Source organism: Afipia sp. MLSD5-FHT05B12, from assembly GCF_058793355.1.
This window is the reverse complement of record NZ_JBXAFS010000010.1, coordinates 47,422-65,458: the sequence shown is the minus strand read 5'-3', so window position 1 is coordinate 65,458 and position 18,037 is coordinate 47,422. Positions and strand designations below refer to the sequence as shown.

Sequence of the window (18,037 nt, the reverse complement as noted above, 5' to 3'; positions counted from 1 at the left end):
GGCCTTTCGCTATAAAGAGAATCATGATGCGATTCCGTCTGATTGCCGCGCTCGCTTTGATGTCAGCCGCTCTCGCGGGGACAATCCCGGCACAGGCGCAGGACAAAGGCAGCGTCAATCCCAAGCCGCTTCCGCCGCTGGCAAATCCGAACGATCCCAACGTCGCCGCCAAGGAATTGTTTGGCCGCAAGCCGCTGCCCGCCGCGCTCGCGCCGCAGGTCTTTGGCTTTTACGCCAAGGGATGCATCGCCGGCGCCGCCGCATTGCCGATCAACGGAACGGCGTGGCAAGTGATGCGGCTGTCGCGCAACCGCAACTGGGGACATCCCGATCTCATCGCGCTGCTCGAAAGAGTGGCCGTCAAGGCGCAGAAAATGGCGGGCTGGCCGGGACTTCTGGTCGGCGACATGTCTCAGCCACGCGGCGGTCCGATGTTCACCGGACACGCAAGCCACCAGATCGGCCTCGATGCCGACATCTGGCTGACGCCGATGCCGAACCGGCAGCTCTCGCGCGAGGAGCGCGAAGAAACATCCGCCGTCATGATGGTGCGGAAGGATCGCCTCGACATCGATCCGGGCACATGGACGCCAACGCATCTTCCGGTCATTCGCGCCGCCGCGCAGGAGTCGCGGGTGGAACGCATCTTCGTCAATGCCGCGATCAAGAAGGCGCTGTGCCGGGAAGCGAAGGGCGACCGGAGCTGGCTGTCGAAAGTGCGTCCGATGTATGGACACGACTACCATTTCCACATCCGCATGAAATGTCCGCCGGGCAGCACGAACTGTGAAGCACAGACGCCGCCCAACGATGGCGAGGGTTGCAGCGCGGGCGACCTTGCCTACTGGTTCAGCGACGCGGTGCTGCATCCCAAGCCGCCGCCGAAGCCGCCCAAGCCGAAGCCGCCGCTCACGCTCGCAAATCTGCCGCCCGAATGCCGGCAGGTTCTGCAAGCGCCGTAAGGGGCGGATGCTGCTGTCAAAATGATCATCAGGCCCGTAACGGGGTAGCGATCCGGGACTTTACGCAGCGACCACGCCTGATATTGTCCCCGCGAACGATGCTCCAGCATGCCGCGCGCTGCCGGGGTTGCCGGAACGGCGCTTCCGCTTGTCGTCAGACGAAATGATCGAAGCCGGTTTGCGCGCTTTTTGCGCGCGCCCCGCTATGGAGCGCCCCAATGACCTTTATGCCCCGTTTTCTCGTTGTCACCGCACTTGTCTGCGCACCGTTTTTTGCGCACGCGCAGGATGCGAAGCCAGCAGGTACGCCGCAGGCGGCCGTGCAGGACAAAACCCTCATCGTATTCGCAGCCGCTTCGATGAAGAACGCGCTGGATCAGGCCAATGCCGCCTACACCGCCAAGACCGGCACCAAGGTGGTCTCGAGCTATGCCGCAAGCTCCGCGCTCGCCAAGCAGCTCGAACAGGGCGCGCCGGCCGACATCTTTATCTCCGCCGATACCGACTGGATGGATTACTCCGTCGGCAAAAAGACCATCAGCGAATCCTCCCGGACCAATCTGCTCGGCAACAAGATCGTGCTGATCGCGCCGAAGGATTCCAGGCTTGCGGATGTGAAGATCGGACCCGGTTTCGATCTCGCCAGGCTCGCCGGCGACGGCCGGATCGCAACCGGCGACGTCAAGGCGGTGCCGGTCGGCAAATACGCTAGAGCCGCGCTGGAGAAGCTCGGTTCATGGCAGACGGCCGAGCCGAAGTTCGCCATGGTCGAGAGCGTGCGCGCAGCGCTGGCGCTGGTGGCGCGCGGCGAGGCCAATCTTGGGATCGTGTACGAGACCGACGCCAAGGTCGAACCCGGCGTGAAGATCATCGGCACGTTCCCCGCGGATTCGCATCCGGCGATCATCTATCCGGTCGCTGCGACTGCGAATGCGAAACCAAGCGCGACACCCTACCTCGCGTTCCTTCGTTCAACCGCGGCGAAGTCGATCTTCGAGAAGTACGGCTTCACGTTTCTGATCAAGCCGACGTCGTAACACTCACCGTGTCCGCAATTTCCGCAGAGGAATGGACGGCGATCCTGCTCTCACTGCGGGTCGCCGCCGTTGCCACACTGGTCGCCACGCCGCTCGGCATCGCCGTGGCGTGGCTGCTGGCGCGGCGTGAGTTCTGGGGCAAGGCAGCTCTGGATGCGCTGGTCTATCTGCCGCTGGTGTTGCCGCCGGTCGTCACCGGGTATCTGCTGCTGCTGACCTTTGGGCGCAAAGGCTTGGCCGGCGCGTGGCTTGCCGATCATCTCGGCATCGTCTTTGCGTTCCGCTGGACCGGCGCTGCACTCGCCTGCGGCGTGATGTCGTTTCCGCTGCTGGTGCGGCCGATCCGACTGTCCATCGAGGCGGTGGACCGCAAGCTCGAACAGGCGGCCAGCACGCTCGGTGCCGCGCCGTGGCGGGTTTTTCTCACCGTCACACTGCCGCTGGCGTTGCCGGGCATCGTGGCCGGCATGGTCCTCGGCTTCGCCAAGGCCATCGGCGAGTTCGGCGCAACGATTACATTCGTCTCCAATATTCCCGGCGAAACACAGACCATCTCGGCGGCAATCTATTCGCTGACCCAGACGCCGGACGGCGATGCCGCGGCACTGCGGCTGGTGGTCGTGTCGATCGGCATTGCAATGGCTGCACTAATTGCGTCCGAGATTTTGGCGCGCCGGGCCACACGGCGGCTGCATGGTTATTAAGATGTTGTCAGTCGACGTTGAAAAGCAGCTCGGCGATTTCGTCGTCACGGCCTCATTCCAGAGCGCCGGACTTGTTACGGGGCTGTTCGGCAATTCCGGTGCTGGCAAGACATCGATCGTCAACATGATCGCCGGACTGGTCGCGCCGGATCGCGGCCGGATTTCGCTCGACGGAGAAACCCTCGACGATACGGCGTCTCACCTGCACATCCCGCCGCATCGGCGGCGGATCGGCTACGTGTTTCAGGACGCGCGGCTGTTTCCGCATCTCGATGTCATGCAAAATCTCGATTACGGGCGCCGCATGAATGGCCTCGACCGCGATGCCGCCGCGGAGAAACACACGGTCGATCTGCTCGATATCGGGCATCTGCTCAATCGCCGCCCCGCGCAACTCTCCGGCGGCGAGCGCCAGCGCGTGGCACTCGGCCGCGCCCTGCTCGCGAAACCGCGCCTGCTGCTGCTCGACGAGCCGCTCGGCTCGCTCGACGAAGAGCGGAAAGCGGAGATCCTTCCCTACTTCATCCGGCTGCGCGACGAAGCCAGTGTGCCGATGGTGTTTGTCAGCCACGATGCCGGCGAGATGCGGCGGCTGGCGACCAATGTGGTGATCCTGAAGCGCGGCAAGGTGATCGCCAGCGGCGGCGTCGAGGTTTTACCGCATGTCATTTAAGTGAACATGATCTGACCGGAAAACCGGTGCCCACTTTTCCGGATCATGCTCTACTTCAACGTCTTGATCGCCGTCGTGAGATAGTCGAGTCCCTGCAACAATGGCGGGCCACCGCAAAGTGTATACCGTTCGGGAAGGTCGATCCGCCTGTTCGCGCCATAACGCGCCAGCAGCGCCGGATGCGTGATGAACAGCGCGCCCTGATCCTGCGCTTCACGCGGCGGGTCCTGCAACACCAGCACGTCGGGCCCGTCGGTCAGCAAATGCTCAAGCGAGACGAAGCCGCCCTGCTCCGCCGACATGAAACCGCTGGCTCCGCCCGATGCACGTTGCGGCGGACGCAATCCGGCGGTGGACAGCATGCCGGAAGCAAGACTGGCCGGGCCTTCCCGGTAGCCTTCGCGCTGAATGACGAGCGCTGTCAGCGGCGGCTTCAAGGCGACGGCCGACAGCCGCGCCTCGGCTTGTTCGATCTGGCGCGCCAGGGCTTCGCCGCGTTCGGGATGGCCGACAAGCTTTCCCACCTCGATGGCCTGACGGCGCGCATCGGCGAGATTGCGGATGAGTTCGACGTCCACGACGCGAATGCCCATCGCGCTCAGCATGGCATGGATCGGGCGATGGCTCGGCCCGCCGAGCACCAGATCCGGCGCGAGATTCACGACCGACTCCGCGTCCCAATCCAGGCGGGGAAACGCCGCGGCCTTGTCCGTCATGACGGACAGAAGCGGATTGACCGCATAGGGCGACAAGCCGGCGATCTGGGCCGGGTCGGCCAGCGCGAGCAGCAACTGATCGGCGCAAAGATTGAAGGACACGATGCGCCGGGGCGGCCCGTCCGCCCAAGCGTCCCGCGCGGAGCCGCAAAACGCCGCGAACAGAGCCGAAACAAGCGCGCCCGCGAAGATGGTTTTCTTGATCATGACAGCCTGTTATGCCACGCCAATTGTATTGCGTCAGCGGCCCTTCCTGCTGCTGAGATATGCCGGAACACGATGAAGAGCGATCCCCAAGGCGACATTCAGGGCTCCCTGCTGACCGCGATGCTCGCCATTGTGGTCGCAGTGTTGTTCGTGCTGTCGCTGATGACCGGCCCTGCGCAGTTTTCGCCGCGCACGGTGATCGCAGCGTTGTTTTCCGATCAGGGTGTGGCGTCGATTATCGTCCGCGATATCCGTTTGCCGAGAACTCTTCTCGCCATGCTGATCGGCGCCACATTCGGGCTGGCCGGCGCATCGTTGCAGGGCCTGCTGCGCAATCCGCTCGCCGAACCGTCGCTGTTCGGCGCGCCACAGGCGGCGGCGGCGGCGGCGGCGGCGATCATGGCGTTCGGTCTGGCCAACGCGCTGTCACTGGCGGTGCCGCTCGGCGGCATCGCGGGCGCACTTCTTTCGGTCGGTGCGCTGGTCGCCATTGCCGGACGCCGCGCCTCGCTGACGGTAACTCTTTTGGCGGGCCTCGCACTCGCCAGTCTCGCGGGCGCGGCCATCGCGCTTATCCTCAACCTCGCGCCCAATCCGTACATCGCGCTGGAGATCGCGTTCTGGCTGCTCGGCTCGCTGCGGGATCGCAGCATGGAGCATGTCTGGCTCGCCGCACCGTTTATGATCGTGAGCTGGATCATACTGGCGGTCAATGCGAGCGCCTTCCGCGCGCTGACCTTGGGCGAGGACGCCGCCGCCTCGCTCGGTGTCAATGTCGAGCGCACGCGGGTGCTGGTGGTGATCGGCGTTGCGCTCGGGGTCGGCGCAGCGGTTTCGGTCGCGGGCGCCATCTCGTTCGTCGGGCTGGTCGCGCCGCATCTGGTACGGCGGTTCTATGGGTCAGATCCTGCGCGCGTGCTGTTGCCCGCGTCGCTCGCGGGCGCGGCGCTGCTGATGGCGGCGGATATCGCGGTGCGGCTGATTCCCGCCGTGATCGAGATCAAGATCGGCGTGGTGACCGCGCTGATCGGTGTGCCGTTCTTCCTGGCGATGATCTTCCATGAACGCCGCGCATTGGAGGACAGCACCCAATGAAGCCGGACAACGCCCCGCGCCTGGTCGCCACCAACGTCACGGTCACCCGTGGTTCGCGCCGGATCGTGGACAGCACAAGTCTCGCACTGAACGCGGGCGAATTGACGATCCTCGCCGGTCCCAACGGTGCGGGCAAGACGACACTGGCGCGCGCCATGGCCGGCGTGATGACGGCAGACGGCGCGGTCGCATTCGATGGTGTCAGCCTGCGCAACATGCAGCCCCGCGCACGCGCGCGGGCCATTTCCTATCTGCCGCAGGGTCATGAATTCCACTGGCCGATGCGGGTCGACAGCATCGTCGCGCTGGGACGCGAGCCGCATGCCGATCCGTTCTCGCAGACGTCGATGAAAGACCGGATCGCGATCGAACGCGCCATCGAAGCAACCGCCGTCGGCGAATTCTCATCGCGGCTGATCACAACGCTTTCAGGCGGCGAACGTGCGCGGGTCGCCATCGCACGAGCCCTCGCCACCGAAGCGTCGGTGCTGATCGCGGACGAGCCCACGACCTCGCTGGATGAGCGTCATCAGTTGATCGTCATGGATCTGCTTCAGCGCATCGCCCATGGCGGCACCGCTGTACTGGCGATCATTCACGATCTCGCCTTGGCGATGCGGTTCGCGGATCGCGTTGTCATCATGAACGAGGGCCGCATCGTCGCCAACGACACTCCGCAGCTTGCGCTGACGCCCGATCGCATCGCCGAGATATTCGGTATCTCGGTGAACCGCGTCGAAACGCCGGATGGACCGCTGTTGCTGCCGTCCCGCGCGCTGTAACCGGTTCAGCTCCCGAGCAGCCGGGTTCCGATCTGCGACAGCTTGCGTCTTGCGGCGGCGGCGCGGGTCAGCTCGGGCGCAGGTGGCTCCTCATCCTCCGGCAGCCGCAAACCGACCACGTTCACCCGGTTGCCGCCGATGCTTCGCGCCACCAGCACGATGGAATCGAGCGGCAAGGTCGCGCCGACGCGGGGCGCGTGATCGAGATGAATGTCGAAATAATCCGCCAGCGTCAGATGCGCGTCGCCGGGGGCGACGTTAACGCCGTAAGTATCCGCAACGTCCTTGAGGGTCACGTCGCCGGGCATCATGAAATCGCCGAGCAGGTGCGGGTCCGGCGCCGGCACCACCGGCATGTCGATGAAGAAGCGATCCAGCGCCTCGGCTTTCTCCGGCGGCGCCAGCAGATAAAGATAGTCGCCCTTGACCACCGGTTCGGCCTCGACCGGAGACAGAATTTTCTCGTCGCGAATCACCAGTGTCGGCTTCGACCATGACGGGATCAGCCCGCGCTTCAGGAACAGGCTGTTGGCGCGGACCGGATAGCCGACGAGCTGCTGTTCGAGCTGTCCCGGCAGATCGAGTTCGACACGGCGAGGTCCGCGATCGGCCCGTGGCAACGCCACATGCAGGCGCCGCGCCGCCGCGGCGAGGGTCCAGCCCTGCAACAGCAGCGAGATGATGACAACCACGAAGGCGACGTCGAAATAGACCTGTGCGTTGGGCAACCCGACCAGCATCGGTATCGAGGCCAGGAAGATCGCGACCGCGCCGCGCAGGCCGACCCAGGCGATGAAGGTTCTTTCCCGCCAGTTGAACCGGAACGGAGCCAGACAGAGAAACACCGCGACCGGCCGCGCCACCAGCATCAGCACCAGCGCCACCGCGACGGCCGGCAGCACGGTCGCCAGGGTTCGCGCGGGCGAAACCAGCAGACCGAGCAGCACGAACATGACGATCTGCGCCAGCCATGTCGCGGCGTCGAGAAAGGCGACCACGGAATTGTGCGCGCGGGTCGGACGATTCCCGATGATCATGCCCGCGAGATAGACCGCGAGGAATCCCGACGCGTGCGAGATCTGAGCCACTCCGAAAATGACCAGCGCGGCCGTCGTCACGAAGGGTGCGTGCAGGCCCTGCGGCAAGGAAATGCGATTCAGCGCCAGGACCACAAGCAAGCCGCCGACAGCTCCGAAAAGCATGCCCAGCGCGCTCTCGCGCACGAACTGAAGCGCGACATGGGCCGAGGAGCTTTGTCCGATGGACAGAAACTCCACCAGCATCAGGGTCAGGAAGATCGCGAACGGATCGTTGGTGCCGGATTCAACCTCGAGGGTTGCGCCTACGCGCGGACGCAGACGAAGACCCTGGCTATGCACCAGCAGGAAGACCGCTGCCGCGTCGGTGGAGGCCACCACCGCGCCGGCCAGCAGGGCCTCGGCCCAGCCGATATCAAGCGCGTATTTGGCGACCGGCGCCGTGATCAACGCCGTCAGCAACACACCGACGGTCGCCAGAGCGGCTGATGGCGCCAGCACCGCGCGGATGCTCTGAAAGCGGGTCTTCAACCCGCCGTCGAACAGAATCAGGGCCAGCGCCACCGACCCGACCAGATAGGTCGACTGCACGTCGTCGAAGCGAATACCGCCGGGTCCGCTGTCACCTGCGAGGATACCGACGAAAAGAAAGACCAGCAGCAGCGGAGCGCCGAAGCGCAGCGCGAGCAGGCTCGAGAGGATGCCCGCCATCACGAGAACCGAGCCAAGCAGAATGGCAATGCTGACGGAGTCGAGGGATGCCATTAGCTGTGTATGTCTCCGTGCATCGGTATACGCCCTGAAATGCCTGCAAATGCATGAATATAGTCGCAGCCGCCCGCCGCCAACCGATTTGTCATCGCCATCACGATTGTGCCGGATTTACTGGTGTTAAGTCGGCCGCGCGCGGGATTCTCGCACGCCCTTGGCGGCGGAATGTGGAAATCTGGCGAAGTGATCGAATCGAATCCAGAATCGAAGCTGAGGCAGGCGAGCCGGCCTGTCTCCTTTTGAGGTGAGTTGCCCATGGAATGGGATGACATCCAGCAGGCGTTGCAGGCCAGCATCAAGTCCGCTGAGGCCTATCTCGTATCGCCCTGGTTCTACATGCAGGCAGGCATCATCCTGGTCGCAGCGGGCCTGGCGCTGGCCTCGGCGAGTTTCCTGCGCGCGCGGGTCAATCCGACATCGCTGGCCATGGGCCTGCCGGCGCCGCTGCGCGCGCTGATCCGGGTTCTGATGAGCCGGGCGGGGACGATCATCTTCGCGCTGCTGATTACCATCGCCCGCGCCGTCATCGTGAAAACCGAGGTCCTGCGGCACGGCTACCTGCTCTCCACCGCGGCCAGCCTTGCGACAGCCTGGGTCATCATCCGGCTGGCGACGGGATTGATCCGGAATGAATTCGTGGTCCGCGCGGTCTCGGTGGCGGCCTGGATCGTGGCGGCGCTGAGCATCATCGGCAAACTGGATGATGTGGCGGCGGCGCTGGACTCGGTCTCGATCCCGCTCGGCGCGCTGCGCGTGACGCCTTTGCTGGTCCTGAAGGTCGCGGTGTCACTCGGCATCGCGCTGTGGCTGGTCGGCATCCTTGGCAATTTCCTCGAATCGCGGATCACGCGCTCGCGCGACCTGACGCCGTCGGTTCAGGTTCTGCTGGTCAAGATGGTCCGCCTGCTGCTGATGGTGGCGGCATTTGCGGTCGTCATGAGCGCCGCGGGCATCGATCTGTCCGCCTTTGCGCTGTTTTCCGGCGCGATCGGCGTCGGCCTCGGCTTCGGCTTGCAGAAGATCGTCGCCAATTTCATCAGCGGCGTGATCCTGCTGGCGGACAAGTCGGTGAAGCCTGGCGACCTCATCACCATCGGCGACAGTTCGGGAAAAATCAGCGCGATGAATACGCGCTATATTTCCGTCGCGGCGGGTGACGGCCGCGAAATCCTGATCCCGAATGAAGATCTGGTGACCCAGCGCGTGGTCAACTGGACCTACACCAACAAGAACATGCTGGTGAAGGTCAACTTCGCGACCAATTACGACGCCGATCCAAACCTCGTCTGCAAGCTCGCCATCGGTATCGCAGCCGAAACCGCGAATGTTGCGGCCTTCAAGGCGCCGAATTGCCTGCTCACGGAATTCGCCGAAACCGGCATGAAATTCTCGCTGACGTTCTGGGTGGCCGATCTCGATGTCGGCGCCGATAATGTCCGCAGCGACGTGATGCTGAAGCTGTGGAACGCTTTCAAGAACGAGAACATCCGCGTGCCGTATCCGGTGCGTGAAATCCGCGTCCGCGGCGGTGCGTTGCCGGTCGAGACCGTCATCGACGTGCAAAGCTGATATCGCATGCGCTTTGCCAGCGAACTGGTGCCGGCGACCCTGATCCGCCGCTACAAGCGTTTTCTCGCCGACGTCGAACTGGCCGACGGCACGCTGATCACCGCGCATGTCGCCAATCCCGGTGCCATGACCGGGCTGCAGACCGAAGGCGCGCGGGTGTGGCTGTCGAAATCGCCGAGCCTTGCGCGCAAGCTGCCTTACTCGTGGGAACTGATCGAGGCCGACTTTGGCGGCGGCCTTGAGCTGACCGGCGTCAACACCATGCATCCCAATCCGATCGTGGCCGAAGCGCTCGCAGCCGGTGCGATTCCCGAGTTGACAGGTTACGCGACCATCCGCCGCGAGGTGAGATACGGCCGCACCATCAACGGCAAGGGCTCACGCGTCGATTTCCTGCTGGAAGATCCCGCGCGTCCGCCCTGCTATGTCGAGGTCAAGAACGTGCATCTGATGCGGCGCGAAGGTATGGCCGAGTTCCCGGATTCGGTCACCGCGCGCGGCGCGAAACATCTCGATGAACTCGCGGAGATGGTGGCCTCTGGCGCCCGCGCCATGATGCTGTTCGTGATCCAGATCGGCTCGGCCCGCTCGTTCGCGCTGGCTCGCGACATCGATCCGGCCTATGCGCGCGCCTTCGACAGGACCCGCATGGCTGGTGTCGAGGCTCTGGCATGGACGTGCAATCTCACCCGCCACGACATCAGGCTTGGGCACCCCGTTCCCATTGAGCCCTGAAACAGGCATAAATGCCCTGAAAACGAGGCCGGGCAGCCCGGCGGATGCTGCGGCTTGCACTGGGGGCTGCATCCATTAAATTGGGCTGATGCACCCTCAACTTTCCTCGATTTCAAGCCAGATTCGCCCATGAACTACGTCGAAGCCACCGAAACCTCACTGCGAAAAACCGGGCAGATCAAACTGCACGGTCCCCAGGCGTTTGCCGGCATGCGCAAGGCGGGCGCACTGGTCGCGCGATGTCTCGACGAACTGGTCGCCATCGTCAGGCCGGGTATTTTCACCTCGCAGATCGACGATTTCGTCCGCAAGTTCGCTTTCGACCACAAGGCCTATCCAGCGACGCTGATGTATCGCGGCTACCGCTATTCGACCTGCACCTCGATCAACCATGTCGTCTGCCACGGCATGCCCGGCGACCGGCCGCTCAAGGAAGGCGATATCGTCAACGTGGACGTGACGATGATCGTCGACGGATGGTATGGCGATTCCAGCCGCATGTATGCCGTCGGTGAGATTTCGCGCCGCGCCGAGCGGCTGATCGACGTGACCTATGAGGCGATGATGCGCGGCATTGCCGCCGTGAAGCCCGGCGCCACCACCGGCGACATCGGCCACGCGATCCAGAGCTTCGTCGAGCCGCAGCAGATGAGCGTGGTGCGCGATTTCTGCGGCCACGGTCTGGGCCGGATGTTTCACGACGAGCCGAACATCATTCACGTCGGCCGCCCCGGTGAGGGCGTTCTGCTGAAGCCCGGCATGTTCTTCACCATCGAACCGATGATCAATCTCGGCAAGCCGCATGTGAAGGTGCTGTCCGACGGCTGGACCGCCGTGACCCGCGACCGCTCGCTGTCGGCGCAGTTCGAGCATTCGGTCGGCGTGACGCAGGACGGCGTGGAAATCTTCACGCTCTCGCCCGGCAAGCTGGACAAGCCGCCCTACAAGACATGACGTCCTGGGCTGATCGCCAGAATATCTCTCTCCGATATTTGGCGAGCGCTCTTCTCTTGAGACCAGCATAAAGCCGGTTGCAAATACAGCCGGGCGCGGCGATGCTCGCAGCATACTTGAGTACGCATTCCGTCATGCCCGCGAAACCCGACGATCCGCCTGCGCCGTCCGGCTTCTCCGAAGCGCCGCACTATCATGGCCATCGCGAGCGGCTGCGCGACCGCTTTCGCGAAGCGGGCGCCGATGCGCTGAGCGATTACGAACTGCTCGAGATGGTGCTGTTTCGTGCGCTGCCGCGGCGTGATGTCAAACCGCTGGCCAAGACGCTGATCGCGAAATTCGGATCGTTCGCCGAGGTGGTTCACGCGCCGGAGTTGCGCCTGAAAGAAGTCAGCGGCCTCGGGGATTCGGCGATTACCGAGATCAAGCTGATCGCCGCGACCGCAAGCCGGGTCGCGAAGGGCCAGATCAGCAAGGAGAAGACCGTGCTGTCATCATGGTCCAGTGTAATCGAATACTGCCGCGCGGCCATGGCGTTTGCCGACAAGGAGCAGTTCCGGATCCTGTTTCTCGACAAACGCAATCAGCTGATCGCGGATGAGTTGCAGCAGGTCGGCACTGTCGACCACACGCCGGTCTATCCGCGCGAAGTGGTCAAGCGCGCGCTGGAACTGTCCGCCACCGCGATCATTCTGGTCCACAATCATCCCTCCGGCGATCCAACGCCGTCGACGGCCGATATCCAGATGACGAAGTCGATCATGTCGATCTCGAGCCCGCTCGGAATCTCGGTGCATGATCACATCATCGTCGGCAAGAACGGTCACGCCAGCCTGAAGGGGATGCGGCTGATTTAGCCGAAAGCGGCGACATGCTCACCGTCATGCACGGGCTTGACCCGCGCATCCATCTAAGTGTCCTTCAGAAAGATGAATCGCCGGGTCAAGCACGGCAGTGACGAACGGGAAATCCGGATATTTGGCGCGGCAGCTACTGCCGCGTCAGCAGCAGCGGATCGGCGCTGTCGGGAATGCGCCGCCACTGCGCATTGTCGTCGGCCTCGAAGCGCCAGATCTCGCCCTTTGCCGATTGCAGCAGCAATTCGCCGCGCTCGATGCGCCATATGGTCGGTGCGAAAGCCGCCACCAGCGGGTCGCAGCGCGGCTTCAGATACACCGCGAAATTCTCCGGTGTCGTCGCTTCGGTATTGGTCAGCGTCAGCCCGCAGATCGACTTGCCGCTGCCGCGCACCATCGCCCAGTCGCCGATCAGTTGATCGGCGGATTTTGACAGGGCGCGCGCGGCCGCGAGATTTTGCAAGAGATACACACCCTCCCCTTGCCGCAGGCCTTCAAAGATCCCGCTCTCGACTTCGGTCACATCGATGACCGATTGTCCCGCCGCATCTTGCAGCCGCACAATGTCGAGCCCTTTCACGCTCCATGCCACGATGCCCTTGGTGAAAGGCAACGCAGCGCCGCATCCCTTGTCGAGTTCCAGCTTCAGGCCCTGCGGCGAGGAATCGCTCTTCAACGTCACAATGCAGGTCTTGTCGCGGCCCGCCGTCGACAGTTCCCATTCTCCGACCATCTCCTTGGTGAGAGAACGCACGTCCTGCGCCGCGGCATCCGGTGCAATCATGAGAACCGCCGCCAATGCGAGCAGGCAAGCCTGCGCGGTCAGCAGATGTCTCATGAAACCGGACAGCGCGGCGCCTGACACGATCAGCGGCCTTTCACCGGCGTTTCGGCGATCGGGGTCAACGGCGGCTTGCCGGAGAACCACAGCTTGAGATTGTCGACCACGAGCTGATCCATCGCGTTGCGCGTGGTCACCGAAGCCGATGCGATATGCGGCAGCAGCACCACATTCTGCATTGTCTTCAGCACATCCGGCACCTGCGGCTCGTTCGCGAACACGTCGAGGCCCGCCGCCATGATGGTGCCGTCCTTGAGCGCGGCGATTAGCGCGTCTTCATCCACCACCGATCCGCGGGCGACATTGATCAGAACGCCGCGCGGCCCGAGCGCCTTGAGAACATCGGCGTTGATCAGCTTCGCGGTCGATGCTCCGCCGGGCGTAATGACGATGATGGTGTCGACATCCTTCGCCATCTCGATCAGGTTCGGATAATGCTTGTGGGTCACACCCTTCGCCGGGTTGCGCGAATGATAGACCACCGGCACCAGCGACGCATCGAGACGACGCGCGATGGCCTGACCGATGCGGCCCATTCCGACCATGCCGACCTTGCGATCGCGCAACGAACCGGGGCTCAGCGGGAAGTTCTGCGTGGTCCAGTGTCCCGCGCGCAGATAGCGATCCGCCTTGATGAATTCACGCACCGTCGCGATCAGCAGACCAAGCGCGGTATCCGCGACTTCCTCAGTCAGCACGTCGGGCGTGTTGGTGACAATGATGTTGTGCTCGGCGGCGTACTTCGAATCGACATGGTCGTAACCGACCCCGAAGCTGGACACGATCTCGACCTTCGGAAAGCGCGACAGTGTCGCGCCATCGGTCGATACCAGGCCGGTGACTGCAATGCCGCGAATCCGGCCGGCGATTTCCGGCGCCAGCCGGCCGAGGTCGCGATGGTGCTCGAATTTGTGGAGGATGAAGTTCGCGGGAAAACCGTTATCGATCACCGGCTTTGACGGACCGTACACCAGCACATCGACCTTTTCCTGAGAACCATTCGCAGCCATTAGTTTTCCTTTCCAAGCGCACTTTCGTGCCAGCGTCGTAGCACAAGATACGAGGCCAGCGAGAGGCCCAAATAGATGACAATTCCGGCAATCGAGAGCAGCAGCAGCGCCGCGAACATCCGAGGAATGTTGAGCCGGTAGCCGGCCTCGGCGATCCGGTAGGCCAGCCCGGACCCGGCCCCGGCCGAGCCTGCGGCGATTTCGGCGACCACAGCGCCGATCAGCGATAGTCCTCCAGCGATCCGCAGGCCGCCGAGAATATGCGGCAGCGCCGAAGGCAGCTTCAGATAACGCAACGTCTGCGCGCGTGAGGCGCCGTACAGTTCGAACAGGCCGAGCAGATTGCGGTCGACGGAACTGAGCCCAAGCGTGGTATTCGACAGCACCGGGAAGAACGCCACGATCCAGGCGCAGACGACGACCGCCACATGCTGCGGCAGATAAATCAGCAGCAGCGGCGCGATCGCGATGACCGGCGTCACCTGAAGGATGACCGCATAAGGCAGCAGCGCATATTCCAGCCATTTCGAACGGCTGAACAATACGGCAAGCCCGATGCCGCCGACCGCCGCCGCGACAAAGCCCTGAACCGTGGTCGAGAGTGTCGTCAGCAACGATCCGAACAGGATCGGCCAGTCCTGCATGAGGGTCGAGAAAACGACGCTCGGCGCGGGCAGCATGTAAACCGGAAGGTTGCTGACGCGAACCACCGCCTCCCAGATCGCCACACCAACTGCGAGAGCGATCAGCGGCAGAAGGATTTTCAGCACCTGCGATGGCGATGACCCGCGCGCCGTCATGGAGCGGCTCCCGCACGGTCTGCCTCGGCCAGCGCCGCGGATACGCCGCGGCAGTACGCCGCGTACTCCGCGGATGTGCGGAATTCCTCGCCGCGCGGCTCAGCCGCCTCGATGCGAAACTCGCGCGCGATGCGCCCGGGCCGCGACGTCACGATCAGCACGCGCTGCGACAGATACACCGACTCGAAGACCGAGTGGGTCACGAACACGACTGTCTTGCGGAGCGCGCGCCAGAGCGCGAGCAGGTCATTGTTCAGTCTGAAGCGCGTGATTTCATCGAGCGCCGCGAACGGCTCATCCATCAAAAGAATATCCGGATCGGTCACCAGCGCGCGCGCCAGCGAGACCCGCATCTTCATGCCGCCGGACAGTTCGCGCGGATAGACCTCCGCGAATTCCGCGAGTCCGACTTGCGCCAGCGCCTGATTGACGCGCGCGGCGGCATCGGCGCGGGACAGATGCGCCAGATCGAGCGGAAGCTGGACGTTGCCGCGCACCGTCGCCCACGGCATCAAGGTCGGCTCCTGAAAGACAAAACCGAGCGTGTGACGCGAACGATCCGGCGCATGACGCCCGGCAACCTGCACCGTGCCGGACGTCGGCTCATTCAAGCCGGCCATGATGCGCAACGCCGTGGACTTGCCGCAGCCGGACGGCCCGAGCAACGACACGAACTCTCCCGCGCGAACGGTGAGATCGAGCGGACCCAGCGCGGCAACGCCGTTGTCGTAAACCTTGGTGACGCCGCGCAACGACACTGCCGCGCCACCCGGCGGCCTGCCCTGCGTATCGTCAGCCTCTAGAATGGACATTCCGGTGAATCCGCCGCCGTCAGTTCTTCGGCCGCAGGTTGAGACCCACGGCCTTGTTGACGAAGCGCAAGGTGTAGGCCTTGCGATAGTCGATGTCGCGCCGCGTCACCCCCGCACGAACCATCTTGCCGAAAAACTCGGCCATATGCGCATCGCTCATCGCGCCAATGCCGTCTTTCAATGTATCGCCCGAATCGACGATGCCGTACTGCTTCATCTTCGCGACGGAGTACGCGAGCAGGTCGTCGGTCATTTCCGGATTGGCTTTCTTGATAAGCGCGTTGCCAAGGCGGTTATCGCCATAGAGATAGGTGTACCAGCCGGTCACCGACGCATCGACAAAACGCTGCACCAGATCGGCCTTCTTCTCCGCGAAGGCGGCTCGCGTCTCGATCAGCGTCGAATAGGCATTGAAGCCGTAGTCGGCCAGCAGGATCACTGTCGGTTTGAACTTCGCCTGCTTTTCGACGGCGAACGGTTCGGACGTCACATAGCCCTGCATCGCACTGTTCTTGTCGGCGAGAAATGGCTGCGCATTGAAGGTGTAGGGCTTCACGTTCTCCTCGCTAAATCCGTATTCGGATTTCAGCCACTGAAAATAGGTCGGCATTCCCTCCTTGGAGACGAACAGCGTCAGCGGCTTGAGGTCCTCAAGTTTGGTAACCTTCGATTGAGGATGGGCCAGGAAAACCTGCGGATCTTTCTGAAAAATCGCGGCAACGGCGACAACTGGCACGTTGTTCGCGACGGCGTCGAATGATTGCAGCGTGTTCGCGCTCATGAAGAAATCGAGCTTGCCGGCGATCAGCTGGATACGGTTATTGACGTTGGGGCCGCCGGGAACGATCGTGACATCGAGGCCGTAACGCGCGTAGGTGCCATCCGCCACCGCCTGATAGAATCCGCCGTGTTCGGCCTGCGCCACCCAGTTGGTGCCGAACGACACCTTGTCCAGCCCGCCGGGGACTTGCGCATGTGCGGGTCCGGCGGCGAGCGCCATCCCGACGATAAATGCGCGCAGCAATTGGCTGGGTGGCATCATTGGACTCCGTTGAGCGTTTTGCCCATGATGGGCATCGCAAAGCTACTCTGCTAATTGATTCAAAGAAACGCCTGTTCGAAGAAACCCGCACACGATGACCTCGAATCCTCCGCATGACTGGGCCGAAATTCACCTGCCCGGCATTGACAAGACCGATGCCGCGCGCTGGATCGCCGTGCTGCCGCTCGCGGCAACCGAGCAGCACGGGCCGCATCTGCCGTTCGAGACCGATACCCTGATCGCGCAGGCCTATCTTGGGCGCGTGTACGCGATGGTGCCCGACAGGATGCCGGTCACGTTTCTGCCCATCGAGCCCGTCGGAATTTCAACCGAGCATACGGACTATCCCGGCACGCAGACACTTCCGACCGATGTCGCGCTCAGCAAGTGGATGGCGCTTTGCGATGCGGTGGCGCAAGTAGGCATCCGCAAGCTCATCATCGTCACCAGCCACGGCGGCAACAGCGCCGCGATGGCGCTGATCGCGCAGGATCTGCGCGCGAAGCATCAGATGCTGGCGGTGACCACAAGCTGGAGCCGGTTCGGCGCGCCGGACGGATTATTCCCCGCCGACGAGTTGCGCTTCGGCATTCATGGCGGCGCGGTGGAAACCTCGATCATGCTCGCGGCATATCCCGATCACGTCCGCAAGGACCGGCTGGCAAATTTCGAGTCCGCTGAAAAACAAATGACGAAAGAATTCCGCTGGCTCTCCGCGGGACGCCCTGCGCCGTTTGCGTGGGCGATGCAGGATCTCAATCCGCTGGGCGCGGTCGGCGATGCCGCGATGGCGACCGCGGAGAAAGGCGCTGCACTCATCGAACACGGCGCGCGCGCCTTCGTCGAACTGCTGGAGGATGTCGAGAAATTCGATCTGGCGCGCTTGTCGAACCAGCCCCGGTATCCGAAATAGATATAAGATACTGATATTATTACATATTTTGTAGCTTACGATTTTTCACGCTCGCGTTCGAACCGAACTCCGGCAGCTCACCACCAATTGGCATGCGGTCCACACGGCCCGCCCCAAACAAGGATGGAGAGTTTCATGTCGATCAAGACCAAGATTGCCGCCCTCGCAGTCGCTGCTGTCGCTCTGACCGGTGGCATCGCCGCCACCACCCAGGAAGCGCACGCCGGCAAGTTTCATCATCACCATGGTGTCGGCATTGGTGTCGGCCTCGCCGCCGCTGCCAGCAACGCTTACGCCGACGACTATTACGGCTATCGCCGCTGCGGCTGGGTTCGCCAGTTCGACGCTTACGGCAACTACATCGGCCGCGTTCGTAGCTGCTACTGATCAGAATCAAAGTTGAGTTCGGCGCGACGCCTCATCCACGCCGCGCCGACCCAAGGACCCGCCCGGTTGTCCCCCCGGGCGGGTCATTTTGTTTTGCTGGCGGTTGTCAGCGTCACGCAGCTCAACGCGCGTC

At 63.3% G+C, this 18,037-nt stretch carries 19 protein-coding genes; 12 read left to right on the top strand and 7 right to left on the bottom strand.

The features are described 5' to 3' along the window. Positions 1–23: 23 nt before the first annotated feature. From mepA to modC, 4 genes are all read left to right on the top strand, one after another. On the top strand, positions 24–962 hold the full coding sequence (gene mepA, locus AC1Q6J_RS14465; protein WP_492279969.1) for a penicillin-insensitive murein endopeptidase: 939 nt from the start codon (positions 24–26) through the stop codon (positions 960–962). 218 nt (positions 963–1,180) lie between these two features. Continuing rightward, complete coding sequence (modA, locus tag AC1Q6J_RS14460; protein WP_492279968.1) at positions 1,181–1,999, top strand: molybdate ABC transporter substrate-binding protein; 819 nt, start codon at positions 1,181–1,183, stop codon at positions 1,997–1,999. A gap of 8 nt (positions 2,000–2,007) precedes the next feature. Further along, positions 2,008–2,703, top strand: coding sequence for a molybdate ABC transporter permease subunit (gene modB / locus AC1Q6J_RS14455; protein ID WP_492279967.1), 696 nt, complete (start codon positions 2,008–2,010; stop codon positions 2,701–2,703). 1 nt (position 2,704) lies between these two features. Continuing rightward, the gene (gene modC, locus AC1Q6J_RS14450) at positions 2,705–3,376 is read left to right on the top strand and encodes a molybdenum ABC transporter ATP-binding protein (RefSeq protein ID WP_492279966.1); all 672 of its coding nucleotides are present in this window, start codon (positions 2,705–2,707) and stop codon (positions 3,374–3,376) included. 50 nt (positions 3,377–3,426) lie between these two features. On the opposite strand, the gene AC1Q6J_RS14445 is transcribed toward modC, so the two are convergent. After that, a complete protein-coding gene (locus AC1Q6J_RS14445) occupies positions 3,427–4,299 on the bottom strand; it encodes an ABC transporter substrate-binding protein (protein WP_492279965.1) in 873 nt (290 codons plus the stop codon). A gap of 72 nt (positions 4,300–4,371) precedes the next feature. On the opposite strand from AC1Q6J_RS14445, the gene AC1Q6J_RS14440 reads away from it, so the two are divergent. Next, a complete protein-coding gene (locus tag AC1Q6J_RS14440; protein WP_492279964.1) occupies positions 4,372–5,394 on the top strand; it encodes a FecCD family ABC transporter permease in 1,023 nt (340 codons plus the stop codon). Beyond that, the gene (locus AC1Q6J_RS14435; protein ID WP_492279963.1) at positions 5,391–6,176 is read left to right on the top strand and encodes an ABC transporter ATP-binding protein; all 786 of its coding nucleotides are present in this window, start codon (positions 5,391–5,393) and stop codon (positions 6,174–6,176) included. Before AC1Q6J_RS14440 ends, AC1Q6J_RS14435 begins: the two co-directional genes overlap by 4 nt. A 5-nt stretch (positions 6,177–6,181) precedes the next feature. On the opposite strand, the gene AC1Q6J_RS14430 is transcribed toward AC1Q6J_RS14435, so the two are convergent. Further along, entirely contained in the window at positions 6,182–7,978 is a 1,797-nt protein-coding gene (locus tag AC1Q6J_RS14430) for a potassium/proton antiporter (protein ID WP_492279962.1), read from the bottom strand. 261 nt (positions 7,979–8,239) lie between these two features. Here AC1Q6J_RS14430 and AC1Q6J_RS14425 point away from each other — a divergent pair, with 261 nt between their 5' ends. The 4 genes from AC1Q6J_RS14425 to radC all read left to right on the top strand — a co-directional run bounded on the left by AC1Q6J_RS14425 (position 8,240) and on the right by radC (position 12,099). Next, the gene (locus AC1Q6J_RS14425; protein WP_492279961.1) at positions 8,240–9,553 is read left to right on the top strand and encodes a mechanosensitive ion channel family protein; all 1,314 of its coding nucleotides are present in this window, start codon (positions 8,240–8,242) and stop codon (positions 9,551–9,553) included. A gap of 6 nt (positions 9,554–9,559) precedes the next feature. After that, entirely contained in the window at positions 9,560–10,288 is a 729-nt protein-coding gene (gene sfsA, locus AC1Q6J_RS14420; RefSeq protein ID WP_492279960.1) for a DNA/RNA nuclease SfsA, read from the top strand. A gap of 129 nt (positions 10,289–10,417) precedes the next feature. After that, entirely contained in the window at positions 10,418–11,242 is an 825-nt protein-coding gene (gene map, locus AC1Q6J_RS14415; RefSeq protein ID WP_492279959.1) for a type I methionyl aminopeptidase, read from the top strand. 134 nt (positions 11,243–11,376) lie between these two features. Further along, positions 11,377–12,099, top strand: a complete 723-nt coding sequence (gene radC / locus AC1Q6J_RS14410; RefSeq protein WP_492279958.1) for a RadC family protein — start codon at positions 11,377–11,379, stop codon at positions 12,097–12,099. 133 nt (positions 12,100–12,232) lie between these two features. Here radC and AC1Q6J_RS14405 read toward each other — a convergent pair whose 3' ends face one another. Genes AC1Q6J_RS14405 through AC1Q6J_RS14385 form a run of 5 tightly spaced genes read right to left on the bottom strand, consistent with a single transcriptional unit; the run spans position 12,233 to position 16,601 of the window. Next, positions 12,233–12,964, bottom strand: coding sequence for an AprI/Inh family metalloprotease inhibitor (locus AC1Q6J_RS14405; RefSeq protein ID WP_492279957.1), 732 nt, complete (start codon positions 12,962–12,964; stop codon positions 12,233–12,235). Between the two features lie 2 nt (positions 12,965–12,966). Continuing rightward, positions 12,967–13,950 (bottom strand): 2-hydroxyacid dehydrogenase, encoded by a 984-nt coding sequence (locus AC1Q6J_RS14400; RefSeq protein WP_492279956.1) that lies wholly within the window; start codon positions 13,948–13,950, stop codon positions 12,967–12,969. Further along, the gene (locus AC1Q6J_RS14395; protein WP_492279955.1) at positions 13,950–14,750 is read right to left on the bottom strand and encodes an ABC transporter permease; all 801 of its coding nucleotides are present in this window, start codon (positions 14,748–14,750) and stop codon (positions 13,950–13,952) included. Before AC1Q6J_RS14395 ends, AC1Q6J_RS14400 begins: the two co-directional genes overlap by 1 nt. Continuing rightward, positions 14,747–15,562, bottom strand: coding sequence for an ABC transporter ATP-binding protein (locus tag AC1Q6J_RS14390; protein WP_492279954.1), 816 nt, complete (start codon positions 15,560–15,562; stop codon positions 14,747–14,749). The genes AC1Q6J_RS14395 and AC1Q6J_RS14390 overlap by 4 nt, the downstream gene beginning before the upstream one ends. Positions 15,563–15,581: 19 nt before the next feature. Then, entirely contained in the window at positions 15,582–16,601 is a 1,020-nt protein-coding gene (locus tag AC1Q6J_RS14385; RefSeq protein ID WP_492279953.1) for an ABC transporter substrate-binding protein, read from the bottom strand. 97 nt (positions 16,602–16,698) lie between these two features. On the opposite strand from AC1Q6J_RS14385, the gene AC1Q6J_RS14380 reads away from it, so the two are divergent. Both AC1Q6J_RS14380 and AC1Q6J_RS14375 read left to right on the top strand, forming a co-directional pair. Beyond that, complete coding sequence (locus tag AC1Q6J_RS14380) at positions 16,699–17,517, top strand: creatininase family protein (protein WP_492279952.1); 819 nt, start codon at positions 16,699–16,701, stop codon at positions 17,515–17,517. Positions 17,518–17,652: 135 nt separating this feature from the next. Further along, positions 17,653–17,904, top strand: a complete 252-nt coding sequence (locus AC1Q6J_RS14375) for a hypothetical protein (RefSeq protein ID WP_492279951.1) — start codon at positions 17,653–17,655, stop codon at positions 17,902–17,904. Positions 17,905–18,037 lie beyond the last annotated feature (133 nt).